This window comes from Bradyrhizobium sp. SMVTL-02 (assembly GCF_051853005.1).
In the GTDB taxonomy this organism is placed as follows: domain Bacteria; phylum Pseudomonadota; class Alphaproteobacteria; order Rhizobiales; family Xanthobacteraceae; genus Bradyrhizobium.
In genome coordinates this window covers 2,067,828-2,090,957 of record NZ_CP182469.1, presented here as the reverse complement: position 1 = coordinate 2,090,957, position 23,130 = coordinate 2,067,828, and the positions used below count along the sequence as shown (strand labels likewise).

Annotated in this window: 21 protein-coding genes; 14 read left to right on the top strand and 7 right to left on the bottom strand. The window is 65.6% G+C overall.

The genetic code is table 11. From position 1 onward, the window contains the following. Nucleotides 1-143 precede the first annotated feature (143 nt). From ACNJYB_RS09750 to ACNJYB_RS09730, 5 genes are read left to right on the top strand one after another with little or no spacing between them, the layout of a single operon-like run. Nucleotides 144-626 carry a tRNA (cytidine(34)-2'-O)-methyltransferase gene (locus ACNJYB_RS09750; RefSeq protein WP_439373749.1) on the top strand — a complete coding sequence of 161 codons (483 nt, stop codon included), beginning with the start codon at nt 144-146 and terminating at the stop codon, nt 624-626. 10 nt (nt 627-636) lie between these two features. Next, on the top strand, nt 637-1,269 hold the full coding sequence (queE, locus tag ACNJYB_RS09745) for a 7-carboxy-7-deazaguanine synthase (RefSeq protein WP_439373748.1): 633 nt from the start codon (nt 637-639) through the stop codon (nt 1,267-1,269). A gap of 17 nt (nt 1,270-1,286) precedes the next feature. Beyond that, nucleotides 1,287-1,652 (top strand): 6-pyruvoyl trahydropterin synthase family protein, encoded by a 366-nt coding sequence (locus ACNJYB_RS09740; RefSeq protein ID WP_439373747.1) that lies wholly within the window; start codon nt 1,287-1,289, stop codon nt 1,650-1,652. 4 nt (nt 1,653-1,656) lie between these two features. After that, on the top strand, nt 1,657-2,556 hold the full coding sequence (gene hemF / locus ACNJYB_RS09735) for an oxygen-dependent coproporphyrinogen oxidase (protein ID WP_439373746.1): 900 nt from the start codon (nt 1,657-1,659) through the stop codon (nt 2,554-2,556). After that, entirely contained in the window at nt 2,553-3,293 is a 741-nt protein-coding gene (locus ACNJYB_RS09730) for an HAD family hydrolase (protein ID WP_439373745.1), read from the top strand. The genes hemF and ACNJYB_RS09730 overlap by 4 nt, the downstream gene beginning before the upstream one ends. 910 nt (nt 3,294-4,203) lie before the next feature. Here ACNJYB_RS09730 and ACNJYB_RS09725 read toward each other — a convergent pair. After that, nucleotides 4,204-5,136 (bottom strand): transglycosylase, encoded by a 933-nt coding sequence (locus tag ACNJYB_RS09725; RefSeq protein ID WP_439373744.1) that lies wholly within the window; start codon nt 5,134-5,136, stop codon nt 4,204-4,206. 98 nt (nt 5,137-5,234) lie between these two features. Here ACNJYB_RS09725 and ACNJYB_RS09720 point away from each other — a divergent pair, with 98 nt between their 5' ends. The 3 genes from ACNJYB_RS09720 (at nt 5,235) to ACNJYB_RS09710 (ending at nt 7,379) form a co-directional block, all read left to right on the top strand. Next, nucleotides 5,235-5,450: an MmyB family transcriptional regulator gene (locus ACNJYB_RS09720; RefSeq protein ID WP_439375519.1), complete on the top strand. Its 216-nt coding sequence runs from the start codon at nt 5,235-5,237 to the stop codon at nt 5,448-5,450. Between the two features lie 21 nt (nt 5,451-5,471). Continuing rightward, a complete protein-coding gene (locus ACNJYB_RS09715) occupies nt 5,472-5,906 on the top strand; it encodes a cupin domain-containing protein (protein WP_439373743.1) in 435 nt (144 codons plus the stop codon). Nucleotides 5,907-6,245: 339 nt separating this feature from the next. Then, a complete protein-coding gene (locus tag ACNJYB_RS09710) occupies nt 6,246-7,379 on the top strand; it encodes a L,D-transpeptidase family protein (RefSeq protein ID WP_439373742.1) in 1,134 nt (377 codons plus the stop codon). Between the two features lie 225 nt (nt 7,380-7,604). Here the strand turns inward: ACNJYB_RS09710 and ACNJYB_RS09705 are convergent, their stop codons facing one another. The 6 genes from ACNJYB_RS09705 to ACNJYB_RS09680 form a co-directional block, all read right to left on the bottom strand. Next, a complete protein-coding gene (locus ACNJYB_RS09705; RefSeq protein WP_439373741.1) occupies nt 7,605-8,588 on the bottom strand; it encodes an ABC transporter substrate-binding protein in 984 nt (327 codons plus the stop codon). A gap of 288 nt (nt 8,589-8,876) precedes the next feature. Then, nucleotides 8,877-9,647 carry a sulfite exporter TauE/SafE family protein gene (locus tag ACNJYB_RS09700; protein ID WP_439373740.1) on the bottom strand — a complete coding sequence of 257 codons (771 nt, stop codon included), beginning with the start codon at nt 9,645-9,647 and terminating at the stop codon, nt 8,877-8,879. Next, nucleotides 9,644-10,912 carry a CCA tRNA nucleotidyltransferase gene (locus tag ACNJYB_RS09695; protein WP_439373739.1) on the bottom strand — a complete coding sequence of 423 codons (1,269 nt, stop codon included), beginning with the start codon at nt 10,910-10,912 and terminating at the stop codon, nt 9,644-9,646. The genes ACNJYB_RS09700 and ACNJYB_RS09695 overlap by 4 nt, the downstream gene beginning before the upstream one ends. A gap of 10 nt (nt 10,913-10,922) precedes the next feature. Continuing rightward, the gene (locus ACNJYB_RS09690; RefSeq protein WP_439373738.1) at nt 10,923-11,186 is read right to left on the bottom strand and encodes a DUF6111 family protein; all 264 of its coding nucleotides are present in this window, start codon (nt 11,184-11,186) and stop codon (nt 10,923-10,925) included. Next, nucleotides 11,183-11,866: a CoA pyrophosphatase gene (locus ACNJYB_RS09685; RefSeq protein WP_439373737.1), complete on the bottom strand. Its 684-nt coding sequence runs from the start codon at nt 11,864-11,866 to the stop codon at nt 11,183-11,185. The genes ACNJYB_RS09690 and ACNJYB_RS09685 overlap by 4 nt, the downstream gene beginning before the upstream one ends. Next, entirely contained in the window at nt 11,863-12,474 is a 612-nt protein-coding gene (locus ACNJYB_RS09680) for a DUF1285 domain-containing protein (protein WP_439373736.1), read from the bottom strand. Before ACNJYB_RS09680 ends, ACNJYB_RS09685 begins: the two co-directional genes overlap by 4 nt. Before the next feature lie 263 nt (nt 12,475-12,737). On the opposite strand from ACNJYB_RS09680, the gene ACNJYB_RS09675 reads away from it, so the two are divergent. The 6 genes from ACNJYB_RS09675 to ACNJYB_RS09650 all read left to right on the top strand — a co-directional run bounded on the left by ACNJYB_RS09675 (nt 12,738) and on the right by ACNJYB_RS09650 (nt 22,923). Further along, nucleotides 12,738-13,736 carry an AAA family ATPase gene (locus ACNJYB_RS09675; RefSeq protein WP_439373735.1) on the top strand — a complete coding sequence of 333 codons (999 nt, stop codon included), beginning with the start codon at nt 12,738-12,740 and terminating at the stop codon, nt 13,734-13,736. Further along, nucleotides 13,736-14,680, top strand: a complete 945-nt coding sequence (locus tag ACNJYB_RS09670; RefSeq protein ID WP_439373734.1) for a DUF58 domain-containing protein — start codon at nt 13,736-13,738, stop codon at nt 14,678-14,680. The genes ACNJYB_RS09675 and ACNJYB_RS09670 overlap by 1 nt, the downstream gene beginning before the upstream one ends. After that, entirely contained in the window at nt 14,677-17,490 is a 2,814-nt protein-coding gene (locus tag ACNJYB_RS09665) for a DUF4159 domain-containing protein (RefSeq protein ID WP_439373733.1), read from the top strand. The genes ACNJYB_RS09670 and ACNJYB_RS09665 overlap by 4 nt, the downstream gene beginning before the upstream one ends. A gap of 67 nt (nt 17,491-17,557) precedes the next feature. Beyond that, complete coding sequence (locus tag ACNJYB_RS09660) at nt 17,558-19,621, top strand: hypothetical protein (RefSeq protein ID WP_439373732.1); 2,064 nt, start codon at nt 17,558-17,560, stop codon at nt 19,619-19,621. A gap of 335 nt (nt 19,622-19,956) precedes the next feature. Next, nucleotides 19,957-20,361: a DUF2946 family protein gene (locus ACNJYB_RS09655; protein WP_439373731.1), complete on the top strand. Its 405-nt coding sequence runs from the start codon at nt 19,957-19,959 to the stop codon at nt 20,359-20,361. Between the two features lie 147 nt (nt 20,362-20,508). Then, nucleotides 20,509-22,923: a TonB-dependent receptor gene (locus ACNJYB_RS09650; RefSeq protein WP_439373730.1), complete on the top strand. Its 2,415-nt coding sequence runs from the start codon at nt 20,509-20,511 to the stop codon at nt 22,921-22,923. Nucleotides 22,924-23,130 lie beyond the last annotated feature (207 nt).

The following is a 23,130-nucleotide window of genomic DNA, read 5'->3' as shown; positions in this document are numbered from 1 at the left end:
CAGCAGTCCAGAATCGTTCTATTGGCACCCTTGCCGGGCGAGCGCAAGCCCGCTAACGGCGGGGAAGCGTGCAATGCACGAATTCCGGGGCAGGCGATGTTTTATTGAGACATTTCCGGCCCGCAACCCATTCGCCGCCGCCCATGCAGATCGCACTTTTCCAGCCCGACATCCCCCAGAACACCGGCACGATTCTCCGGCTCTGCGCCTGTCTGGGCATCGCCGCCCATATCATCGAACCGGCTGGGTTCCCGGTCTCCGACCGGCATTTCCGCCGGGCGGGAATGGATTACCTCGACCATGTCAGCATCGTCAGGCACGTCTCCTGGACGACATTCGAGGAGTGGCGCGCAGGCCAAGGCTACCGGCTGCTGCTGTTCACCACCAAGGCCGCCACCGACTACCGCGATTTTCATTACCAGACCTCGGACATCCTGCTATTCGGACGCGAGAGCGCCGGCGTCACCGACGCCGTGGTCGAGGCGGCCGATGCGCGGCTGGTGATCCCGGTCATGCCAGGGCTGCGATCGCTCAATGTCGCCATGAGCGCGGCGATGGCCGCAGGCGAGGCGCTGCGGCAGGTGCGGAACCGGAGTGTTCCACAGGATTGCGGTCCACAGGATTGAGGAGAGACCAGTGAGTTACGCGGTCAAGGAGATCTTCCTGACCCTGCAAGGCGAAGGCGCCCATGCCGGGCGCGCGTCCGTGTTCTGCCGCTTTGCCGGCTGCAACCTCTGGAGCGGCCGCGAGGCCGACCGTCAGGACGCGACCTGCAAGTTCTGCGACACCGATTTCGTCGGCACCGACGGCACGCTCGGCGGCCGCTACGCCTCAGCCGCTGACCTCGCCGATACCATCGCCGCGCAGTGGCGCGCGACCGCCGCCAACCGCTATGTGGTGCTGACCGGCGGCGAGCCGCTGCTGCAAGTCGATGACGCCCTGATCGAGGCGCTCCATGCGCGCGGCTTCGAGATCGGCGTCGAGACCAACGGCACGATCGAGGCGCCCGAAGGGCTCGACTGGATCTGCGTCAGCCCCAAGGGCGGCAGCGAGCTCGTGCTGCGCCGTGGCCACGAGCTGAAGCTGGTCTATCCGCAGGCCCTCGCCGCCCCGGAAGCGTTCGCGGACCTCGCCTTCGAGCGCTTCTCGCTGCAGCCGATGGACGGCCCCGAGGTCGCCGAAAACACCGCGCGGGCGATCGACTATTGCCTGCAGCATCCGCAATGGCGGCTGAGCGCGCAGACGCATAAATCGCTCGGCATCAGATAGGATCGGTTTTCGAACAGATGTGGGAATTGACGAAATCGTTCCGCTTCGAGGCGGCGCATTCGCTGTCGGGAACGACCTTTGGCGCAGCCAGCGAAGAGATCCACGGCCACTCCTTCCGCGCCGAGGTCACGTTGCGCGGCACGCCCGATCCCGACACCGGCATGGTGGTCGATCTCGGCCTGCTCCAGCGCGCCATCGAGGACGTGCGGCTCACGCTCGACCACAAGTACCTCAACAAGATCGAGGCGCTGGGCAAGCCGACGCTGGAAAACCTGTCGCGCTTCGTCTGGGAGCGGCTACAGCCTATCGGCAAGCTGGCCCGCGTCAGCATCCACCGCGACAGTTGCAACGAGAGCTGCACCTATTACGGTCCGCAGGGCTAACGGGATGACATCGACATTGGACCCAACCGTGATCGAAGAACGCAAGGCCCGCGCCCGCGCCTGGTTCGAGCGCTTGCGCGACGACATCTGCGCGAGCTTCGAGCGGCTGGAAGACGACGCACCGCGAAGCCTCTATCCCGGCGAGGCCGGCCGCTTCGAGCGCACGCCCTGGCAGCGCACCGACCACACCGGTGCGGCCGGCGGTGGCGGGGTGATGTCGATGATGCATGGCCGGCTGTTCGAGAAGGTCGGCGTGCACTGCTCGACCGTGCACGGCGAATTCGCCCCCGAGTTTCGCGCCCAGATCCCCGGCGCTGCGGAGGACCCGAAGTTCTGGGCCTCCGGCATCTCGCTGATCGCGCATATGCGCAATCCGCACGTCCCGGCCGTGCACATGAACACGCGCTTCGTCGTCACCACGAAAGCCTGGTTCGGCGGCGGCGCCGATCTCACGCCCGTGCTCGAACGCCGGCGCACACAGGAGGACGCGGACAGCATCGCCTTCCACGCCGCGATGCAGGAAGCCTGCGACCAGCCGAACGGCATCGCCGACTACGACAAGTACAGGAAATGGTGCGACGAGTATTTCTACCTGCCGCACCGGAAAGAGGCGCGCGGCGTCGGCGGCATCTTCTACGACTGGCACGACAGCGGCGACTGGGACGCCGACCTCGCCTTCACCCAGGATGTCGGCCGCGCCTTCCTGAAGATCTACCCCGACATCGTCCGGCGCAACTTCGCGAGCGCCTGGACCGCCGCGGACCGCGAGGAGCAATTGATCCGGCGCGGCCGCTATGTCGAGTTCAACCTGCTCTACGACCGCGGCACCATCTTCGGGCTCAAGACCGGCGGCAACGTGGACTCCATCCTGTCGTCGCTGCCGCCGGAGGTGAAGTGGCCATGAGTGCCGTTCGGCCACTGCCGCGTGCCATGCTGATCGACATGGACGACACCATCCTGTCGGCCTATGGCCGGCCCGAGATCGCCTGGAACACGATCGCGAACGAGTTCGCCGAGGAGCTTGCGCCGCTGCCGCCGGCGCAGGTCGCAACCGCCGTGCTGGCGTTCGCGCGAAACTTCTGGGCCAATGCCGACGCCTCGTGGCGGATGAGGCTCGCCGAGGCGCGGCACATCACCGTCAAGGGCGGCTTTGCCGCGCTCGCGGCGGCCGGCCATCGCGCCCTGCCCGACGATCTCGCCATCCGCCTCGCCGACCGCTTCACCGCCTATCGCGAGGAGGAGATGTTCGTCTTCCCCGGCGCGCACGAGGCGATCGACAGGCTGAAGGCGCTCGGCATCAAGCTCGCGCTCGTCACCAACGGCGCCGCCGACATGCAGCGCGCCAAGGTCGAGCGCTTCGAGCTCGCGCACCGCTTCCACCACATCCAGATCGAGGGCGAGCACGGCTTCGGCAAGCCCGAGGAGCGCGCCTATCTGCACGCGATGGAAGCGCTCGGCGTCACCGCCAGGGACACCTGGATGATCGGCGACAACCTGGAATGGGAAGTCGTGACGCCGCAGCGCCTCGGCATCTATGCGATCTGGATGGACGTGCATGGCGACGGCCTGCCCGAAGGCTCGACCGTCAAGCCCGACCGCATCATCCGCTCGCTGACCGAGCTCGTGCCGGACCAGCCGTAACAGGGCACGCAAACAAGACTTGGGAAAACAACCCCATGCACAGTAGCCGGCTGCTGCAAAATGAAGGGTTTACGGATTTTACGAATCGAGTTTGACCCGTCGGGCAAAACAGGGGCATATTGCCATCCTGGGAACCTGCGATGGACCTTCGAGGAACGGGAAGCTGGCAGACACTCGGCGAAGAAGAAACCGCGGCGCCCTAGGTTGCTTCAATCGTTCTCTTGAATTCGGCAAAGGCCGGCAGTCCGCACGGGTAAGGCAGGTAGGTGTCTGGCATACGGTCCCGGAGTGAATTGGCCCCGCCGAGCGCTACATGACCGCACGAAGAGCGGACTTCGCCAAGAAATAGCTAATCGCGGAAGGCCGTGACTTGCGCCGATCTCTGAGCGCCCGCTTGCGTTGATCTGGATCAACGCCGTTTCTGGACCCGCGTGGCTTGCTTGCAAAGAACGTTTACCGAACATGCTGGAGTATTTCAAATGTACCGCATTGCATCGTCCTTCCAGCGACTGATCGAGCGGAGGGAGCAATGGCCGCAGCACAACATCTGAGACGAGCCACCGTACTCGTTCGCTGCTTCACCTTGTTCGCGATTGCGCAGATCAACCTCATCTCGCCCGCTGCTGTAGCTGGCAAGGACGTTCGGACCATTGGCGTCCAGGGCCGCCCCACTGAAGCCGCCAGTCCGGGGGCTCCCCCGGTGCGGCGGGGCGTATTGCGACAAGACTTATTCGATCGCGCCGATCCGAACAATCACAGGTCTGACTGGCCAAGCCCGCCGGCACAGCCAGGGCAGTACTAGGAACGGACAGAGGTGCCCCTCTGTTTTCGCTCGCGCTGCTTGCGAGCCCTTGGTTGAGTTCCAGAACTCAAAGTCGAAGCTCTTTACAAGGCGACCCCTCAACGAAAGCTACTGCTTCGCCGCTCCGGCGGCGGCCGTGGCCATATATTTCGAATAGAGTTCGGCAATCCGCGCGCGCCACATTTCGACGAACGCTCCGGATGTCAGCTTGTCGACCGATTTCCACGCCTGCTTGACGGCCGGAAGAGTGTTCCGCCAGATCGCACGTTTGCACCATCTCTCGCCTTTTTCCTTGCCCTCGCCGGTGGCACACATGGATTTCCAGGCGATGCGATCCGGTTGGCTGATGTGCTCGGCGGCGCCTTCCCAGCCCTGTTGGTGGATCAGGTAAAGATCGCTCAAGGTCGGCTTCTGGTGCGTCACCCACTCGAACAGCACGCCTTCGGTAATGACCTTGTAGGCTGCTGCTACGGCATTGTCGCGGGGACTGCGAATCTGCCCCGAGCCGAACTTGTTGAACTCATATTCACTCAGTTGGAACAGGCCGATATACGACCCGGTGCGTTGCTTGGGATCGAACCCGGACTCGACCTTCGCGACCGCTTTCATGAAATTGAAATCGAGACCGAACGCATCGGACGCGCGCTTGATCTCCTCGACCGGCGTTCCGACCACGGTGTCCTTGAGCGACCTCAACACGATATCCGCCGGCTTCTCGGCGGGCGGATATTCGGACCATATATAATAGATCAGGTACCGGAAGTCCTGGCTCGCCGGCGTGGGGCTGGACGCATCATCCGATGCATCGCGCATTGCCGGCACCGGCTGCGCAGCATCGCGGCGGTCCAATGCGTTCGATTTCGTCGCGTTGGAGTCGTCATCGATCTTGGCTTGGGCAACCAATGACCGAGCAGAAGCCGCCCCGGAGACTGACCCGAGCGTTGCTGCAGGCGGCGCCCCAGCTTCTTCCGCTCCGGCGCGATGAATCGTCCCCGTGAATGCAATGACACCCACGATGCAGGCGGCCTGCAAGGCTTTCATTGCCCCCAACTCCGCGGCAGGGTCCCCGCGAAAAAGCTACACCCATATTCCCCGCCATCCAAGGCGAGGCGGGCACGCCGGCGCTTTAGCGAAGCTGACTGTTACCAAAATGCGACACCCTTATCGCCGCGGCGGGCGGCGCGTTCCTCGCCGAACAGGCGCGAGACATTCGCCGGCTCGTCGCCGAACTGAGCCTTGCAAGCTCCGACTTCGCGCACTGCTGGCAGACACAGGTGGTGCTGGCGCGCGAAGGCGGCGAACGCACGTTCAACCATCCGGCCATGGTCAGACATGTCAAAGACCGAAACATTTGATAGAGTCCGGCATTCTCAATCATGAATTTGGAGGAAGCGATGCTTGTCAGGTTATTGCTTTGCACCGCCGTAGCCTCGTTGGCGATGACTAATATCGCTGCGGCTCAGCAAAATCCGCCAGCGGCGACCCAGCAAACCGCGACAATAAAGCGGACGCCACTACAGAAGTTTGACGTGCCCGGCACGAACTATGAGACCGTAGTTGGAATAGCTGAAGTCATGCCCAACGTGAATATCGGACGCCACACCCATCCAGGTCCTGAGTCAGGCTTTATGCTTGATGGCGAGATGGTGCTCATGGCGGACGGTCAACCAGACAAGACGGTGAAGACCGGGGAGAGTTACCAACTTGCACCCGGTATCATTCACGACGCCAAAGCTCGGCCGAACGGCGCGAAAGTAATCGCCACCTACGTTGTCGAGAAGGGAAAGCCGCTCGCTTCTCCGGCTCCGTAGCGATGTCCACCTAGGGGTCAGAGGACTAAACCGCTCGCGCGGAGACCGCGGTTGGCGACACGGCGAAGCAATAGGCGACGGCTCATCGTGACGCGCGGTGCAATTAGCCCGTTGCTGGCGATGATCCGATGATCGAGGACCAACTGATCTGGAAGTTCGTGGCGGAGCATTCCTGCGCAAGAGCCAACTCGAACTCGGTATTCTCGACCGTGATTGTGTGCACCCTGCGCCGACGACAAGCTCGAACTTCTCCGATGACCGCGCCCATCTGGGCTTGCCTTACGAACCCACTAACTACACGCTACCCAAATGAGCAGATTCCACGCCCGAGGCAAGGTCATGATCGGCGCCACGGCACTCCGTGCGCTTGTGCTGACTGCAGCTTTTTTCGCGGCCTTGTCGCCGGCCACCTGCCTCGGCGAAAACAGCAACCGCTTGCCGGCCAAGGCAACAAAGGAGCTACCACCCCAGTTGCTCTCGCTGCTCCGACAAAAGAAGATGCCAAAATACTCGCCTATCCTTGTGCGCGTCTTCAAGCAAGAGGCGGAGCTCGAAGTCTGGAAACAGGACACCACCGGCCTTTTCAAAATCCTCAAGGTGTACCCGATCTGTCGGTGGTCGGGGGATCTCGGGCCGAAACTGAAGGAGGGTGACCGTCAGGCTCCAGAGGGGTTCTATACGATTACTCCTGAGCTGATGAATCCCAACTCCGATTACCATCTTGCGATCAACGTCGGCTTTCCCAACAGCTTCGACAAGGCAAACAATCGCGACGGCAGCTTACTCATGATCCATGGCGACTGCTCATCGAGCGGTTGCTATGCCATGACCGACGAACAGATAAGCGAGATCTATTCGCTAGCGCGGGACTCATTCCTCGGCGGCCGCCCGTCCTTTCAGGTCCAGGCTTATCCATTCCGCCTGACGCCGGCAAACCTGGCGCAGCATCGAAATAGCCCGAACCTCTCCTTCTGGAAAATGCTCAAGGTCGGCAACGATCACTTCGAGACGACGCATCTCGAACCCAAGGTGGACGTGTGCAATCGACGCTATGTGTTCGATGCGCAAGCTCCACCAAATTCGCCTTATCCTCTCGTGTTCAGCCCCACCGATAAATGCCCCGCGTTTGTCGTGGATTCCAAAATTGCGCGGCGGGCGCTTGAGAAGCAACGCACCGACGAACTCGAATTCGCGCGATTGCTCAACGACAACGTGCCGGCAGCCCCGATCTACAGCGGACTGGACGGCGGAATGAACGAGGCTTTTCTAGCAAAGTATCTGGTCAGAGTGACGCTTGCGAAAGTGATGCCGTATGCATCTTATCTGCCGCAACTGCCGCCAATCCCTTGGGTCACCAACGATGGTTCGTTGACGAGTAGATGGTTTGGCACCTCGTTCTCAAAACCGATTGCATGTGATCTGGCACGTTCCAGCTTCCTGTCGACCGTCGTAGAAGGAGACGACGGGTGCTAGAGCGCCCGGTCTACTTCAGGCTTGCGGCGGGGCCCCCGTTACGCCGAAATTGGTGATCAAATGCGATCCGGCGTGAGGACCGGCTTGGGTCACGAGCGTCGGTCTCTGCGATTGATGACGCGCCGTCGATTTCCGCTATGCCCCGTTAGCGACCGAGTTGGTTCGCGATGCAATAGGTCGCGAAGGGCCCAACAACTGACTCACGCACCGCAGCAAACGCAGCCATCATTCGATCACCGCATCGGCGCGGCCAAGCAATGGCAGGGGCACCGTGATACCGAGCGCTTTGGCGGCCTTGAGATTCAATAGCAACTGCACTTTCGTGCGCTGTTGCACCGGCAGGTCGGCCGGCTTTTCGCCTTTCAGAATGCGAGCGGTGTAAACGCCGGCCAGCTGATAGGCGTCGGTATGGCTCCCGCCATAGCTCATGAGGCCACCGGCTGCGACGAACTCGCGGCTGTCGTAAATCGCCGGCATGGCATGCCGTGCAGCGAGCCGTGCAAGGTCCTCGCTATAACTTGTGAAAAGCGTGTCTTCGCCGATCACGAGGCCCCCTGCGCGCAACTCCGAAAGCTTTGCAAAGACGCCATCGAAGTCCCGTTTGCTGCTGGCATTCAGGACATGTAGCTCCAGCCCAAGGCTCGGGGCTGCGGCTTGCAAGTCACTGATTTGCGGCTCGGCGAGAACGGGATTGGACGGATTTATGAGAAGCGCCATGGTCGTGGCCACAGGAAGAAGCTGGCGCAGTAATTCCAGCCGCTTGGGGGTGACCTCCAGCGCCAATTGGGTCACGCCTGTAACATTGCCGCCGGGCCGGTTCAGGCTCGTGACGAGCCCGAGCTGAACTGGATTACCGGCAATTGAAAAGACGATCGGAATGCTTGTCGTTGCGGCCTTAGCCGCGACTGCAGCCGCCGTGTTGGTGGCGGCAATCACCATCACCTGACGACGCACCAATTCGCTTGCAAGTGCCGGCAGCCGCTCGTTTTGATGATCCGCAAAGCGATATTCGATTGCGATATTCTGACCTTCAACAAAGCCCAACTCCTTCAGACCTTGCCGGAAAGCCGCGAGGAGCTGCGGGGCTTCATTGGCTCCCCTGCCGTTGAGAACCCCAATCACGGGCAGGGCCTTCTGCTGCGCGCGTGCCCCGTGCGGCCACGCGGCGACAGTCCCCGCAAGAACCCTGATGAATTCTCGGCGGCGCATTTGTCCCCTCCGAGGACCAGTGGGATGGGCAGTCTAGCACTTTGAGCGGCAATTGAAGGGGGCCACGACACGGCCATGACTACTCAACACGAGAAGTCCGAGTTGGGTCAAAGGACTAAACCGCTCGCGCGGTAGAATGCCGGCCGGCATCAAGGTCCCATACCCTCGCCGCCCACCCCATAGCATCTTCACATTAGCCGCCAATGACGGCGAAGCCGGACGACTTCCGGTTTGCGCTCCGGAAGCCGACATCTGTGCATACGCGCCCCGACAGGCTTCGATCCGCATCTAGGCGACGAGCTGCCTCGCCGCAGCCGTGATCATGACCAGCCCGCCTGTGATCACGGCAACGTCGAGGATCGCGGTGTGGATATGCACCGGCATCCGCTCGACGAAGGCCTTTGCGAGAAACGCACCGGGGATCGCGATGCCGCCGATCAGCAGCGCGAAGGCGAGCACCTGCGCGGTGACGGCGCCGGCGAGGCCGAACACGGAGATCTTGATGAGGCCGGTGCCGAGCGAGATCATCGCGTCGGTCGCGATCACGGCGGCGCCCTCGAGGCCGGCGGCCATCAGCAGCGAGAGCAGGATCACGCCTGAGCCGGAGGTGCCGCCGACCAGCACGCCGTAACCGACGGAGCCGGCGGCAAGCCCGGTGTCGCCGATCCTGACCTGGCGCCGTCGCAGCACGCGGCGCAGCGGCACGCTCAGGATCAGCATGGTGCCGATCACGAGGGCGGCGCCGGCATTGGTGAGGCGCGTATAGCCGTAGGCACCGAGCGCGGTGGTCAAGCCTGCGCAGGCCAGCGCGATCAGCGCGCGGCGGCGATCGGCATAGCGCAGATAAGCGACCGCGCGGCTGCAATTGGTGAAGATCGCGGAGATGGCGATGATCGGAACCACGGGCTCGGCGCCGACCAGCGGCACCAGCACCAGCGGCATCAAGGCGCCGGTGCCGTAGCCGGCGAGACCACCGATGATCGAAGCAAACAACGCCATCAACGCGACCAGCAAAAGCTGAAGGATCGAGATGTCGGCGAAGCCTGAAACGATGGTCACGTTTTCCCGTCGCGGCTGACGCGTGCCGCAGCTTGATCGGCGATGGAAGCGAGCGCGGCTTCCTCTAGGGGAAAATCCGCCGCAAGCCAAGCGTCCTCGGCGAGCGTCAGCACATGTCCGAGCGCAGGCCCTTCGGCGAGGCCGCGCGCGATGAAGTCGGCGGCCTTCAGCGGGAATTTCGGCGCGGTCCAGCGCTGCGGCAGCTCGGCGCGCGCGCGCCAGCGCGGCGAATGCATCTCGCCGGCGGCGCGCGCCCAGCCGAGCAACACGCGATCGTGATAGCGTTCGGTGCCGAGCCGGTAGAGCAGCCGCCGCGCATGCGCCTCGTCCATGGCGGCGAAGCGCCACCAGCGATGGCCCATCGAGTCCAGCGCCTTGGCCTCGGCATTGGAGAGCCGCAGGCGCGCGGCGACGCGCTTGGCGTCCTCGGTCACGGCGACCGTCAGCGCGGCGAGGCGCCGCGTGCTGCTGGGGGTGAGGCCGAGCTCACGCTCGATCGCGATCATCGTGTCCAGCGGGCCGGTATAGGCAACGCCGCCGATCAGCGCCTGCAGCAATCCGCCGTCGGCCATCGCGAGCGCGGCCGCGGAGGCACCGCCGGCCACCAGCAGCTTCAGCATCTCCATCCGCACGCGCTCGGCCGACAGGCTGGCAAGGCCCGCACGTCCCCGGATGCAGGCGAGATAGCCGTTGCGGTCGGGCTCGCCGGCGCCGAAGGCGGCGTGGATGCGGAAGAAGCGCAGGATGCGCAGATAATCCTCGGCGATGCGCTGGTCGGGATCGCCGATGAAGCGCACGCGGCGCGCTCTGGCATCGTCGATGCCGCCGACATAGTCGTGGACGACACCTGCCGCGTCGACCGACAGGCCGTTCATGGTGAAGTCGCGCCGCTCGGCGTCCTTCACCCAGTCGCGGCCGAACGCGACCCTGGCCTTGCGGCCGAAGGTCTGGGTGTCCTCGCGCAGCGTGGTCACCTCGTAAGGATGCCGGTCGATGACGAGCGTGATGGTGCCGTGGTCGATGCCGGTCGGCACGCTCTTGATGCCGGCGGCCTTGGCGCGGCGGATCACCTCCTCCGGCAACGCCGTGGTCGCGATGTCGATGTCGCCGGGCATGAGGCCGAGCAGCGCGTTGCGCACGGCGCCGCCGACCACCCGCGCCTCTTCGCCATCAGTGCCGAGCAATTGCAGGACGCGCGCGGTCCCGCCGGCGGTCAGCCAGGGCGCATCGACAAGGATCGGCGCAAGGATCGGCTCCGCGCTCATGGTCCGGCCTCTATCTTTCCGTGCCCGGCACGAACTTGCCGTTCTCGATATGGGCGGGAACGTAGGTCGAATTCGGTCCGCCGCCGGAGAATTGTGCGAGGCCAACCAGGCCCGCGATCACCAGCGCGAGCGCAACGAGGACGAGGCGGGAGACGATCGTGACCGGCCAGGACGTCTGCACGAACAGGCCGGAGCGGGAGGCGGCCAGGAACAACGCATAGACGGCAAAGGGAATGAGGAAAATTCCGATCTCGGTCAGGACCGGCCGGATCATGACGAGTAGATCCGCTCATACAGCACACGCAGCATGCCGGCCGTCGCACCCCAGATGTAGCGCTCCGCGAACGGCATCGCGTAGTAGAAGCGCTCCATGCCGCGGAATTCCTTGCTGTGCAGCTGGTGGTTCACCGGATTCATCAGGAAGGATAGCGGCACCTCGAAGGCGTCATCAACCTCCGAATGGTTGATGGTGAGCGAAAAGCCGGGCCTGACCCTCGCGACCGTCGGCAGGATGCGGAAGCCGAAGCCGGTGCCGTAGAGATCGAGATAGCCGATCGGCTCCACGAAGTCTCTGGACAGGCCGACCTCCTCCTCGGCCTCGCGCAACGCGGCATCGAGCGGCGAGGCGTCGGTCGCGTCGATCTTGCCGCCGGGAAAGGCGATCTGACCGGCGTGATCGTTGAGATGGGCCGAGCGCTGCGTCAAGAGGATGGTCGGCTCGGGATGGTCGACCACGGCAATCAGCACCGCTGCGGGGCGCACCGGCTGCTCGCGCGCGATGATCTCGAGCATCTTGTCGGTGCCGGGATCGCCCGAGGCCGGGATGATGTTGGGATCGTAGAGGCCGGGCGGCACGTCGAAGCCGAGCCGCGCCCGCGAGCGGGCGAAGAAATCGGCAGCGCCCAGCGCGACGGGTTCGCGTTCAGGCTCGCTATTGGGGATAGGCTTGTTCAAAGCGCGGCCCTCACCTGCTCCGCGTCGGCCATGGCGAAGAATTCGCCGGCCGACTCGACGCCGAACATCGACTGGCCATCGACCATCCGCTCCTCGCCCATGTCAACCAGATCGTAATACAGCGCCCGGGTCACCTTGGCCCAGAGATCGGCGCGGACATGCAGGTAAGGCGTGAGGCCGCCGTCCGCCGCCTGCTGGAAGCGCAGCCGGTGCGCGGCATCGCATGTCACCCAATCGTCGACATTGGTGCGGAAGCTCAGCACGCGATGGTTGTCAGCGCCGTCTTTCTGCATTTCGACCGCCATGAACGGCGCATCGTCGACGCGGATGCCGACCTTCTCCACCGGCGTCACGAGGAAGTGCTTGTCGCCCTCGCGCTTCAAGATGGTCGAGAACAGGCGAACGAGGGCGTGACGGCCGATCGGCGTGCCCATGTAGAACCAAGTACCATCGGCGGCGATTCGGATGTCGAGATCGCCGCAAAACGGCGGATTCCACAAATGCACCGGAGGCAGGCCCTTTTTGGCGCCTTCGGCACCGGCAGCACTTTTGGCGGCGGCAGTCAGCCCATCAAGACCGCGCTCGGCGCTCTGCCCTTGGTTCGCCATGGTTTGCCCTGACTTTGTCACTTGGCACGATTGGTGCAGGTCTACGTTGTCGATTGGTGCTCGGTTCCATCCGGAAAAGTCCGGTGTGGAGGTCGCCACTTCGTGATGCCCTACATACCCTTAAGCCGATAAGGTGGGGATAGGTTAATTCAACGAATACATGGCCTTCCCGCAAGTCTAGCATAGGGCCCATGTGATGGCGTGACGACGCGGCAACGTGACGACGCAAGCAAGCCGCATGGCAGGCTTAAGGAGCGAGCGAAATGGCGGAGAGTGTCGAGAAACTCGAGGACGGGATCGTTCGGTCGGCCGAGCAGGTGTCGGCCCAGATTCGCGCGGCGAAGGAGGCAATCGGCTCCGTCATCTTCGGTCAGGACCGCGTCATCGAGAACACGCTGGTCACGATCCTCTCCGGCGGCCATGCGCTGCTGATCGGCGTGCCCGGCCTTGCCAAGACCAAGCTCGTCGAGACGCTCGGCGTCACGCTCGGTCTCGATGCCAAGCGCATCCAGTTCACGCCCGACCTGATGCCGTCGGACATCCTCGGCGCCGAGGTGCTGGACGAGAGCACCGCGGGCAGGCGCGCCTTCCGCTTCATCGCCGGTCCCGTGTTCGCGCAGCTCCTGATGGCGGACGAGATCAACCGCGCCAGCCCGCGCACGCAGTCGGCGCTGTTGCAGGCGATGCAGGAGCAGCACATCACCGTGGCCGGCGCGCGCCACGATCTGCCGAAACCCTTCCACGTGCTCGCGACGCAAAACCCGCTGGAGCAGGAAGGCACCTATCCGCTGCCGGAAGCGCAACTCGACCGCTTCCTGATGGAGATCGACGTCGACTATCCCGACCGCGACGCCGAGCGCCGCATCCTGTTCGAGACGACGGGCGCCGAGGAGACGCTGGCGAAGGGCTCGATGACCGCGGATGCACTGATCACCGCGCAGCGGCTGGTCCGCCGCCTGCCGGTCGGCGATTCCGTGGTGGAGGCGATCCTGTCGCTGGTGCGCTCGGCCCGTCCGGGCGAGGAAAGCGGCGAAGCCGGCAAGTTCATCGCCTGGGGCCCCGGTCCGCGCGCCAGCCAGTCCTTGATGCTCGCCGTGCGCGCCCGCGCGCTGATCGACGGACGCCTCGCGCCCTCGATCGACGACGTGCTCGACCTCGCCGAGCCCGTGCTGAAGCACCGCATGGCACTGACGTTCCAGGCGCGCGCCGAAGGCCGCACGATTCCGGACGTGATCCGGCAATTGAAGACACGGATCGGTTGATGGCCGCAGAGACCGGGCACACAGCGAAGGAGATCATCGCGATCCGACGTGCCGATGGCGAGAGCCGCACGCTCGCCGCTTCGCTGCCGCGCCTGGTGCTGGAAGCCCGCCGCGTCGCCGCCAACGTCATCCACGGCCTGCACGGCCGGCGCCGCGCCGGCTCGGGCGAGAATTTCTGGCAGTACCGCCGCTTCGTCTCCGGCGAACCGGCGCAGAACGTCGATTGGCGCCGCTCGGCGCGCGACGACCATCTCTATGTCCGCGAGCTCGAATGGGAAGCCTCGCACACGGTCTGGATCTGGCCCGACCGCTCGCCCTCGATGGCCTTCGCCTCGAAGGCTGCGCGCGAATCCAAGCTCGAGCGCACGCTGATCGTCGCCTTCGCGCTGGCCGAGCTGCTGGTGTCGGGCGGCGAACGCGTGGGCATTCCCGGGCTGATGGCGCCGACCGCGAGCCGCAGCGTCATCGACAAGATGGCGCAGGCGATGCTGCATGACGACGCCGACCGCCTCAGCCTGCCGCCCTCCTTCGTTCCGTCGGCGCTGGCCGAGATCATCGTGCTGTCGGATTTCTGGTCGCCGATCTCCGAGATCGGTGCGACGCTCGCCGGGCTGTCCGGCTCCGGCGCGCATGGCACGATGGTGCAGGTCGTCGATCCCGCCGAGGAGTCGTTCCCCTATTCCGGCCGCATCGAGTTCGTCGAGCCCGAGGGCTTCGGCGTGATCACCGCCGGCCGCGCCGAGAGCTGGGCGCAGGACTACACCGCGCGCCTCGCGCTGCATCGCGACCAGATCCGCGCCGAGACATCGAGGCTGGACTGGCTGTTCACGACCCATGCGACCGACCGCTCCGCCGCCGAGCTGCTGCTGTATCTGCACGCCGGCATGCAGGTGAGCAAATCGGGCGCGCGCACCACGACCATCAAGGCGGGGCCGGCCGCATGATGGGATTACCGCTCGCCTTCACCGAACCGCTGCTCCTGATCGGCCTCGTCAGCCTGCCGGTGCTGTGGTGGCTGTTGCGCGTGATGCCGCCGCGGCCGCGCCGGATCGAGTTTCCGCCGACCCGCCTGTTGTTCGACATCGCCCCGCGCGAGGAGACGCCGTCGCGAACGCCGTGGTGGCTGACCGCGCTGCGCCTGCTCGCTGCGGCCCTCGTCATCTTCGCCGCCGCCGGGCCGATCTGGAATCCGCAGACGGGCCTCGCCGGCAGCAAGGCGCCGCTGATGATCATGCTCGACGACGGCTGGAGCGCGGCCTCGAACTGGGACGTCAGGATCAGGGCCGCCGACGAGCTGATCGCCAACGCCGACAACGAGCGCCGCGCCATCGCGCTGGTGCCGCTGTCCGAGCCGAACCGCGACATCACCCTTATACCCGCGGGCGCGGCGCGCGTGGCGCTGCGCCAGCTCGCGCCAAAGCCCTATTCGATCGACCGCGTCGACACGCTCGCTGCCGTCGATCGTTTCCTGAAAGCGACCGGCGATTGCGAGATCGCCTGGCTGTCCGACGGCGTCGACACCGGTCGCGGCGAGGAGTTCGTGGCTGGCCTCGGCAAGACCTTGGGGGATCGCAGCCTGACCATCTTCGAAGGCGGCACCTCCTCGCCGCTGGCGCTGGCGGCGGCCGAGAACGCCGCGGCGAAGATGACCGTGAAGGTGCTGCGCACCGACAGCGGCATCGCCACCGGCACCGTGCGCGCGCTGGACCAGAAGGCCTCGCCGATCGGCGAAGCGCGCTTCTCCTTCGGCCCCCAGGACAAGGAGACCGACGCCGCATTCGACCTGCCGGTCGAGCTGCGCAACGACATCACCCGGCTCGAGATCTCGGGCGAGCGCTCCGCCGGCGCGGTGCAGCTGCTCGACAAGCGCTGGCGGCGCCGCGCCATCGGCATCGTCTCGGGCTCGACCAGCGAGACCGCGCAGCCGCTGCTGGCGCCGACCTTCTATCTCACCCGCGCGCTGGCGCCGTTCGCCGACGTGCGGCTCGCCGACAAGGGCTCGCCGCAGCAGGGCATCACGCAGTTCCTGGACCAGAAGCTGCCCATGATCATCCTCGCCGATGTCGGCACCATCGCCCCTGAAATCCGCGAGCGCCTCAATGGCTGGATCGACCAGGGCGGCGTGCTGGTGCGGTTCGCAGGGCCCCGTCTCGCACAGGCCGAAGACGACCTCGTGCCGGTGAAGCTGCGCAAGGGCGGCCGCACGCTCGGCGGCAGCCTGACCTGGGAGAAGCCGCAGCATCTCGCCTCTTTCGCTGCCGACGGCCCATTCGCCGGCGTCGCGGTGCCCAAGGACGTCACCGTGAGCCGACAGGTGCTGGCCGAGCCCGATGCCGTGCTCGCCACCAAGAGCTGGGCCTCGCTGGAAGACGGCACGCCGCTCGTCACCGGCGAGCATCGCGGCAAGGGCATCGTCAGCCTGTTCCATGTCAGCGCCGACATGCGCTGGTCGGACCTGCCGATGTCGGGCATCTTCGTCGAGATGCTCAGGCGTGTGGTCGACATGTCCGGCTACACCACCAAGCCAGGCCCCGGCGTTGCCAGTGAGGCGACCACCGAAACGGTGGCGCCGCTGCACATCCTCGACGGTTTTGGCGCGTTCGGCCCGCCGCCGGCGACCGCAAAGCCGCTGCCCGCGGATTATCGCGACCGCGCCACATCAGATCATCCGCCGGGCTTCTATGGTCCGGCAGAAGGACCGCTCGCCGTGAACACGCTTGCCAGCGCCGACCGCATCGCAGCCCTGAACACCGCGGGCCTGCGCGCCCGGCATGCCACCTACACCAATGCCGAGCCGCGCGATTTGCGCGGCTGGCTGCTGTCGACCGCGCTCGGGCTGTTCCTGATCGACGCCATCATCGTCGCGCTGCTCGGCGGCGGCCTCGCCGCGCTGCTGCGCCGCCGCGCCGCGCCTGCGATAATCCTCCTCGGCCTCGTGCTCGCCGGCGTCTCGGTGCTGCCGCCGCTGCCCGCACGCGCCGATAGCGCGTCCGACGAGTTCGCGATGAAGGCGGTGTCGCAGACCCGCCTCGCCTATGTCGTCACCGGCAATGCCGACGTCGATTCCATCGTCAAGGCCGGCCTCACCGGACTGACGTTGTTCCTGGCGCAGCGCACGGCGCTGGAGGCCGGCGATCCCGTCGGCATCGATCCGGCGCACGACGAACTCGCCTTCTTCCCGCTGATCTACTGGCCGATCGTGCCCGGCGCGCCGAAGCCTCCCCAGGACGCCATCAACAGGATCGACGCCTATATGAAGCAGGGCGGCACCGTGCTGTTCGACACCCGCGACGCCTATGAGGCGCCGCCGGGCGACAACGGCGCCTCGCAGACGCCCGGCATGCGGGCCTTGCGCGACATCCTGTCCTCGCTCGACGTGCCCGAACTCGAGCCGGTGCCGCGCGAGCACGTGCTGACCAAGACCTTCTACCTGCTGCGCGACTTCCCCGGCCGCTTCAACACCGGCCAGACCTGGGTCGAGACCCTGCCGCGCGACGAGGAGGAGGACAGCGCGCAGCGCCCGGCGCGTGGCGGCGACGGCGTCTCGCCGATCATCATCACCTCGAACGATCTTGCCGGCGCCTGGGCCGTCCGGCCCGACGGCCAGTACATGCTGCCGGTGACCAGCGGCGACCCCCGCCAGCGCGAATTCGCCTACCGCGCCGGCGCCAACATCGTGATGTACACGCTGACCGGCAACTACAAGGCCGACCAGGTGCACGCACCGGCCCTGATCGAACGACTGGGGCAATGAGCATGATCCGGAAAAGTGGAAGCCGGTTTTCCGGCGAGATCATGCGCACAACGAATAGAAGCTCGACATGAATTACGGCATCGCGTTCACGCCGCTTGTTCCCGCGATCGTCCTGTGGCTCGCGCTGGCCGCGATCGTCGTCATCGCCATCCTGCTGCTGGTGGCGCGTGCGCGCGGTGCGGCCGTGCGCGTCGCCGCGCTGGCGCTGTTCCTGCTGGCGCTCGCCAATCCCTCCTTCACCCGCGAGGACCGCGATCCCCTCACCTCTGTCGCGGCCGTCGTCGTCGACAAGAGCCCGAGCCAGAATTTCGGCAACCGCAATCGCGAGGCCGCGCAGGCGCAGGAGGCGCTGGTCGACGGCCTGAAGAAGATCAAGGGCCTCGAGGTCCGCGTCGTGGAAGCCGGACAGGCCGACGGCGAGACCGACGGCACGAGACTGTTCGGCGCCCTCGCATCGGCGTTATCGGACGTGCCGGTCGACCGCGTGGCTGGAGCGTTCCTGATCACCGACGGCCGCGTCCATGACATTCCGGCGAGCGCCGCCGCGCTCGGCTTCCAGGCGCCGGTGCACGCGCTGATCACCGGACAGAAGGACGAGCGCGACCGCCGCATCGCGATCACGGCCGCCCCGCGCTTCGGCATCGTCGGGCAGACCCAGACCATCACCTATCGGCTCGACGATCAGGGCGTCTCCGGTGAGCGCGCCAAGGTCACGGTGCGCCGCGACGGCGAAGTCATCACCGAGCGCACGCTCTCGAGTGGCCAGAGCGCGAGTGTCGACGTCGACATCAAACATGCCGGGCCTAACATCGTCGAGATCGAGGCCTCGCCGCTCGAGCGAGAGCTGACGCCGGTCAACAACCGCGCCGTCGTCGCCATCGACGGCGTACGCGACAAGCTGCGCGTGCTGCTGGTCTCGGGCGAGCCGCATTCCGGCGAGCGCACCTGGCGCAACCTGCTGAAGTCCGACGCCAGCGTCGACCTCGTGCACTTCACGATCCTGAGGCCGCCGGAGAAGCAGGACGGCACGCCGATCAACGAATTGTCGCTGATCGCGTTTCCGACCCGCGAGCTGTTCCAGCAGAAGATCAACGAATTCCAGCTGATCATCTTCGACCGCTACGCCCGGCAGGGTGTGCTGCCGATCGCCTATTTCGACAACATCGCGCGCTATGTGCGCGCGGGCGGCGCGGTGCTGGTCTCGGCCGGGCCGGACTATGCCTCCAACACCAGCATCTGGCGCACGCCGCTGGATTCGGTGCTGCCGGCCGAACCGGTCGGCGTGACCGAGAAACCGTTCTATGCGCATCTGTCCGACCTCGGCAAACGCCATCCCGTCACGCGCGGGCTGGAAGGCTCGGCATCCGAGCCGCCGCACTGGAGCCGCTTCTTCCGCACCGTCGACACCCGCAATTCCGTCAACCCGCCGGTGATGACGGGCCTCGACGGCAAGCCGCTGCTGTTCCTGTCGAGGTTCGGCGAGGGTCGCGTCGCCCTGCTGCTCTCCGACCACATCTGGCTGTGGGCGCGCGGCTATGAGGGCGGCGGGCCGCACCTCGATCTGCTCAGGCGGATGTCGCATTGGCTGATGAAGCAGCCGGACCTCGATGAGGAAGCTCTGCGCCTTCAGGTTCAGGGCAAGAATCTCGTCGTGCTGCGCCAGACCATGGCGGACAGCGTCCAGCCCGTGAGCGTGACTTCGCCCTCGGGCGTGTCGCAGGACCTGACGCTGAGCGCCGGCGATCCCGGCGAGTGGCGCGCCAGCCTGCCGGCGAACGAGCTCGGCCTGTGGCAGGCGACCGACGGCACGCTGAAGGCGCTGATCAATGTCGGCCCGACCAATCCGAAGGAGTTTTCGGAGGTCACCTCGACCATCGAGACCCTGAAACCGCTGACGCAGGCGACCGGCGGCAATGCCGTGCGCGTCGTCGACGGCAACAGCGTCGAGCTGCCGCGCATCGTGCCGTCGCGCTCGGCGAGTGTCTTCGCCGGCGACGGTTGGATGGGCGTGCGCATGCGCGACGCCAGCGTGGTGAAGGGCGTCGGCGTGCTGCCGATCTTCGCCGGCCTGATCGGCCTGCTGCTGCTGCTCGGCGCGTTTGCGGCGACCTGGGCGCGCGAGGGGCGGTGAACGCCTTGGTCGCGGGGCCGTTCAACCTCTCCCGCTTGCGGGGGAGGTCGGCGCGAAGCGCCGGGTGAGGGCTTTCCCCTCTGCGAGATTGTCTCATTGCGGAAACACCCTCCCCCCAACCCTCCCCCGCAAGCGGGAGAGGGCGCGCACCTCCGTCGTTGCTCCATCAGGCCCCTCCCCATCACGTGTTAGTTGCCCGAACGACACATCGGATCGGCCGCCCGCTGCCGCCGATCCTCCCACCATTGACATCAGCCGACCGGCCGGGCGATGTTACACTATAACATCGTAGCCGCCGCGGATTGGCGCCTCGCGATGTGGGGTGGCGTCTGCAGATGAAGTGGGTCCGGTCGCATATCAGACACGGTGCACGGTTCGCGTTGTTCGCGATGCTGGTGCAATTCGCGCTGACCTTCGGCCACAGCCACTGGTTCGCCCAGGCCGCCCCCCTCGCCCAGCTCTCGCTCCAGCAGACGAAGAGCGGCAAGGACATCGCTTCGGTCGACCGTGCCGCGGTCCAGAAGCAATCGCCCTCTGCCCCCGACCGGGAGCAGCCGGGCGACGACAATTGCGCGATCTGCGCATTGGTCGCGATGGCAGGCACGGTCCTGTTCGCGACGCCGCCGCTCCTGCAGCTGCCGCAGCCGATCGAGCTGCTCCATCGCACCACTGATGCCGAGTTCATCCATCTGAAATCGGCCGGCACGGCGTTCCAGCCGCGCGCCCCTCCCGCGTCCTAACTCCAGACATCGCGTGATCGCGCCCCGGCCTCGCCGCGCATCGGCTATCGCCGGGAGAAGTTGAAGTCGAATTCCGTCGCGCCGCGACGGCAGGCCGCCTCCGATCAGCACACCCATATGCGGACGGCGCCTGATGGAATCAGGACCATGTCATTTGAATTGCTACGCGTGCAGCGTCTTGCCGGAGCGAGCCTGCTCCTGCTCGGCGCCGCCGCCACCTCGGCGCTCGCCCAAGAACCCGCACAGGCGCCCGCCCAACCACCTGCGCAAGACAAGTCGTCGACGGAGATCCCGGCCGTCACCGTGACGGCGCCGAGCCCGATCGTCCGCAGGGTGGTGCCGACCCGCAGCCCGGTGCGTGTCGCCCGCAGCGGACGCGTGCGCAGCCAGCAACGCACGGCGGAGGCAACGCCGCCAGCGCCAGCTCCCGCGACGGCCGCGCCTCAGCAGGGCGTGCTGCCGATCGTGACCAACCAGTTCGCCACGGTCACCGTGGTGCCGAACGACGAGATCCGCCGCGAGGGCGGCGGCCAGCTCGGCGATTTGCTTTTTTCCAAGCCGGGCATCACCGGCTCCAGCTTCGCGCCCGGCGCCTCCAGCCGGCCGATCATCCGGGGGCTCGACGTCAATCGCGTCGGCATCGTCGAGAACGGTACCAATGGCGGCGGCGCCTCCGACCTCGGCGAGGATCATTTCGTGCCGATCGATCCGCTAGCGACCAACCAGGTCGAGGTGGTGCGCGGGCCGGCTGCGCTGCGCTACGGCTCGACCTCGATCGGCGGCGTCGTCAGCGCCACCAACAACCGCATTCCGGATGCGCCGCCGTCCTGCGCACCGTCGTTCCAGACTTACGGCCTGCCGACCAAGGCGCCGCTCGCATCAGCCGCGACATCGCCTTGCGTCACCGCGGAGACGCGCACCGCGTTCAGCTCGGTCGATCGCGGCGTCGAGAGCGGCGTGCTGCTCGACACCGGCGGCGGCAATTTCGCCTTGCATGCCGATGCCTATGGCCGCACGACCTCGGATTATGCGATCCCGAGCTATCCCTATCTGAACGATCAGTCGCGTCCCGTGAACGGCCGCCAGCCGAATTCGGCGACGCGCTCGGACGGGGGCTCGATCGGCGGCTCCTATTTCTTCCAGGGCGGCTATATCGGGGCTGCGATCACACAGAACGACTCGCTCTACCACATCCCCGGCATCGACGGCGCCGACCACCACACGCGCATCGACGGCCACCAGACCAAGATCAACGTCAAGGGCGAGTACCGCCCTGATGCGACCGCGATCGACACGATCCGCTTCTGGGCCGGCGCGACCGACTACCGGCACAACGAGATCGGCCTTGCCAATCCCGCCGATCTCAACAGCGACGGCATCAGGCAGACCTTCACCAACAAGGAGCAGGAGATCCGCACCGAGGTGCAGCTGATGCCGTTCAACGCGCGCTTCGCCGAGGTGACGACGGCGCTGGGCTTCCAGGCCGGTCATCAGGAACTGACGGCGCCGAGCCCGGACGATCCGGGCAGCCCGCTCAATGGATTGTGGGACCCGAACAACAACAACAGGGTCGCCGGTTACGTCTTCAACGAGCTGAAATTCAGCGAGACCAGCAAGGCGCAGATTGCCGGACGCATCGAGCACGTCAACCTCGCCGGGACAACGCCGGCATTCATCCCTCCCGTGTTCGACGTCAACGTCGACCCCGCCAGTATTGGTCCCGCCACGCCGCGCAATCTGAACTTCACGCCGAAGAGCGCGAGCATCGGCCTGATCCAGAATCTGCCGTGGGATTTGACCGCCAGCGTTACCGGTCAATACGTCGAACGCGCGCCGAAGCCGGCCGAGCTGTTTTCACGCGGGGCCCATGATGCCACGGCCACCTTCGATATCGGCAATCCGAATCTCGGCATAGAAACCGCAAAATCGATCGAGGTTGGGTTACGGCGTGCGACAGGGCCGTTGCGATTCGAACTCACCGGCTACTACACGAAGTTCAACGGCTTCATATTCCGCCGGTTGACTGGCAACACATGCGACAGCGCGGCTTGTGTGGACATAGCCAATCCGGACCAGCTCGAGCTTATGCAAGCGAGATATTCACAGCGCGACGCGATCTTCCGCGGCGGCGAGTTCCAGTCGCAGCTCGATGTCGGCGCGTTCCGCGGTGGCATATGGGGCATCGAGAACCAGCTCGACCTGGTCCGCGCCACCTTCACCGACGGCACCAACGTGCCGCGCATTCCACCCGTGCGACTGGGCGGCGGCGTGTTCTGGCGCGACGACAACTGGCTGATGCGGGTCAACCTGTTGCATGCCTTCGCGCAGAACAACATCGCCCCGATCGCGGAGACGCCGACGCCGGGCTACAATCTGCTGAAGGCCGAGGTGAGCTACAAGACCAAGCTCGACCGCAACTGGTTCGGCGCGCGCGAGATGACGGCCGGCATCGTCGGCAACAATCTCCTCAACGAGAGCATCCGCAACTCCGTGTCCTACACCAAGGACGAGGTCTTGATGCCCGGCATCGGCGTCCGGGCATTCGCGAACTTCAAGTTCTGATCCGCTCCGGCCAGGACCTAAAGGGCCCCGGTAAACTTCATCCCGCGATTTGCCGGGCTGTCTCCCCGATCGTCATTGCGAGGAGCCCTTGCGACGAAGCAATCCAGACTGCCTCCGCAGAAGATTCTGGATTGCTTCGCGGCGCTCGCAATGACGGAGTATGAGGCAACACCGTGCATCCAACTCACGGATTCGTAGCCCGCACGC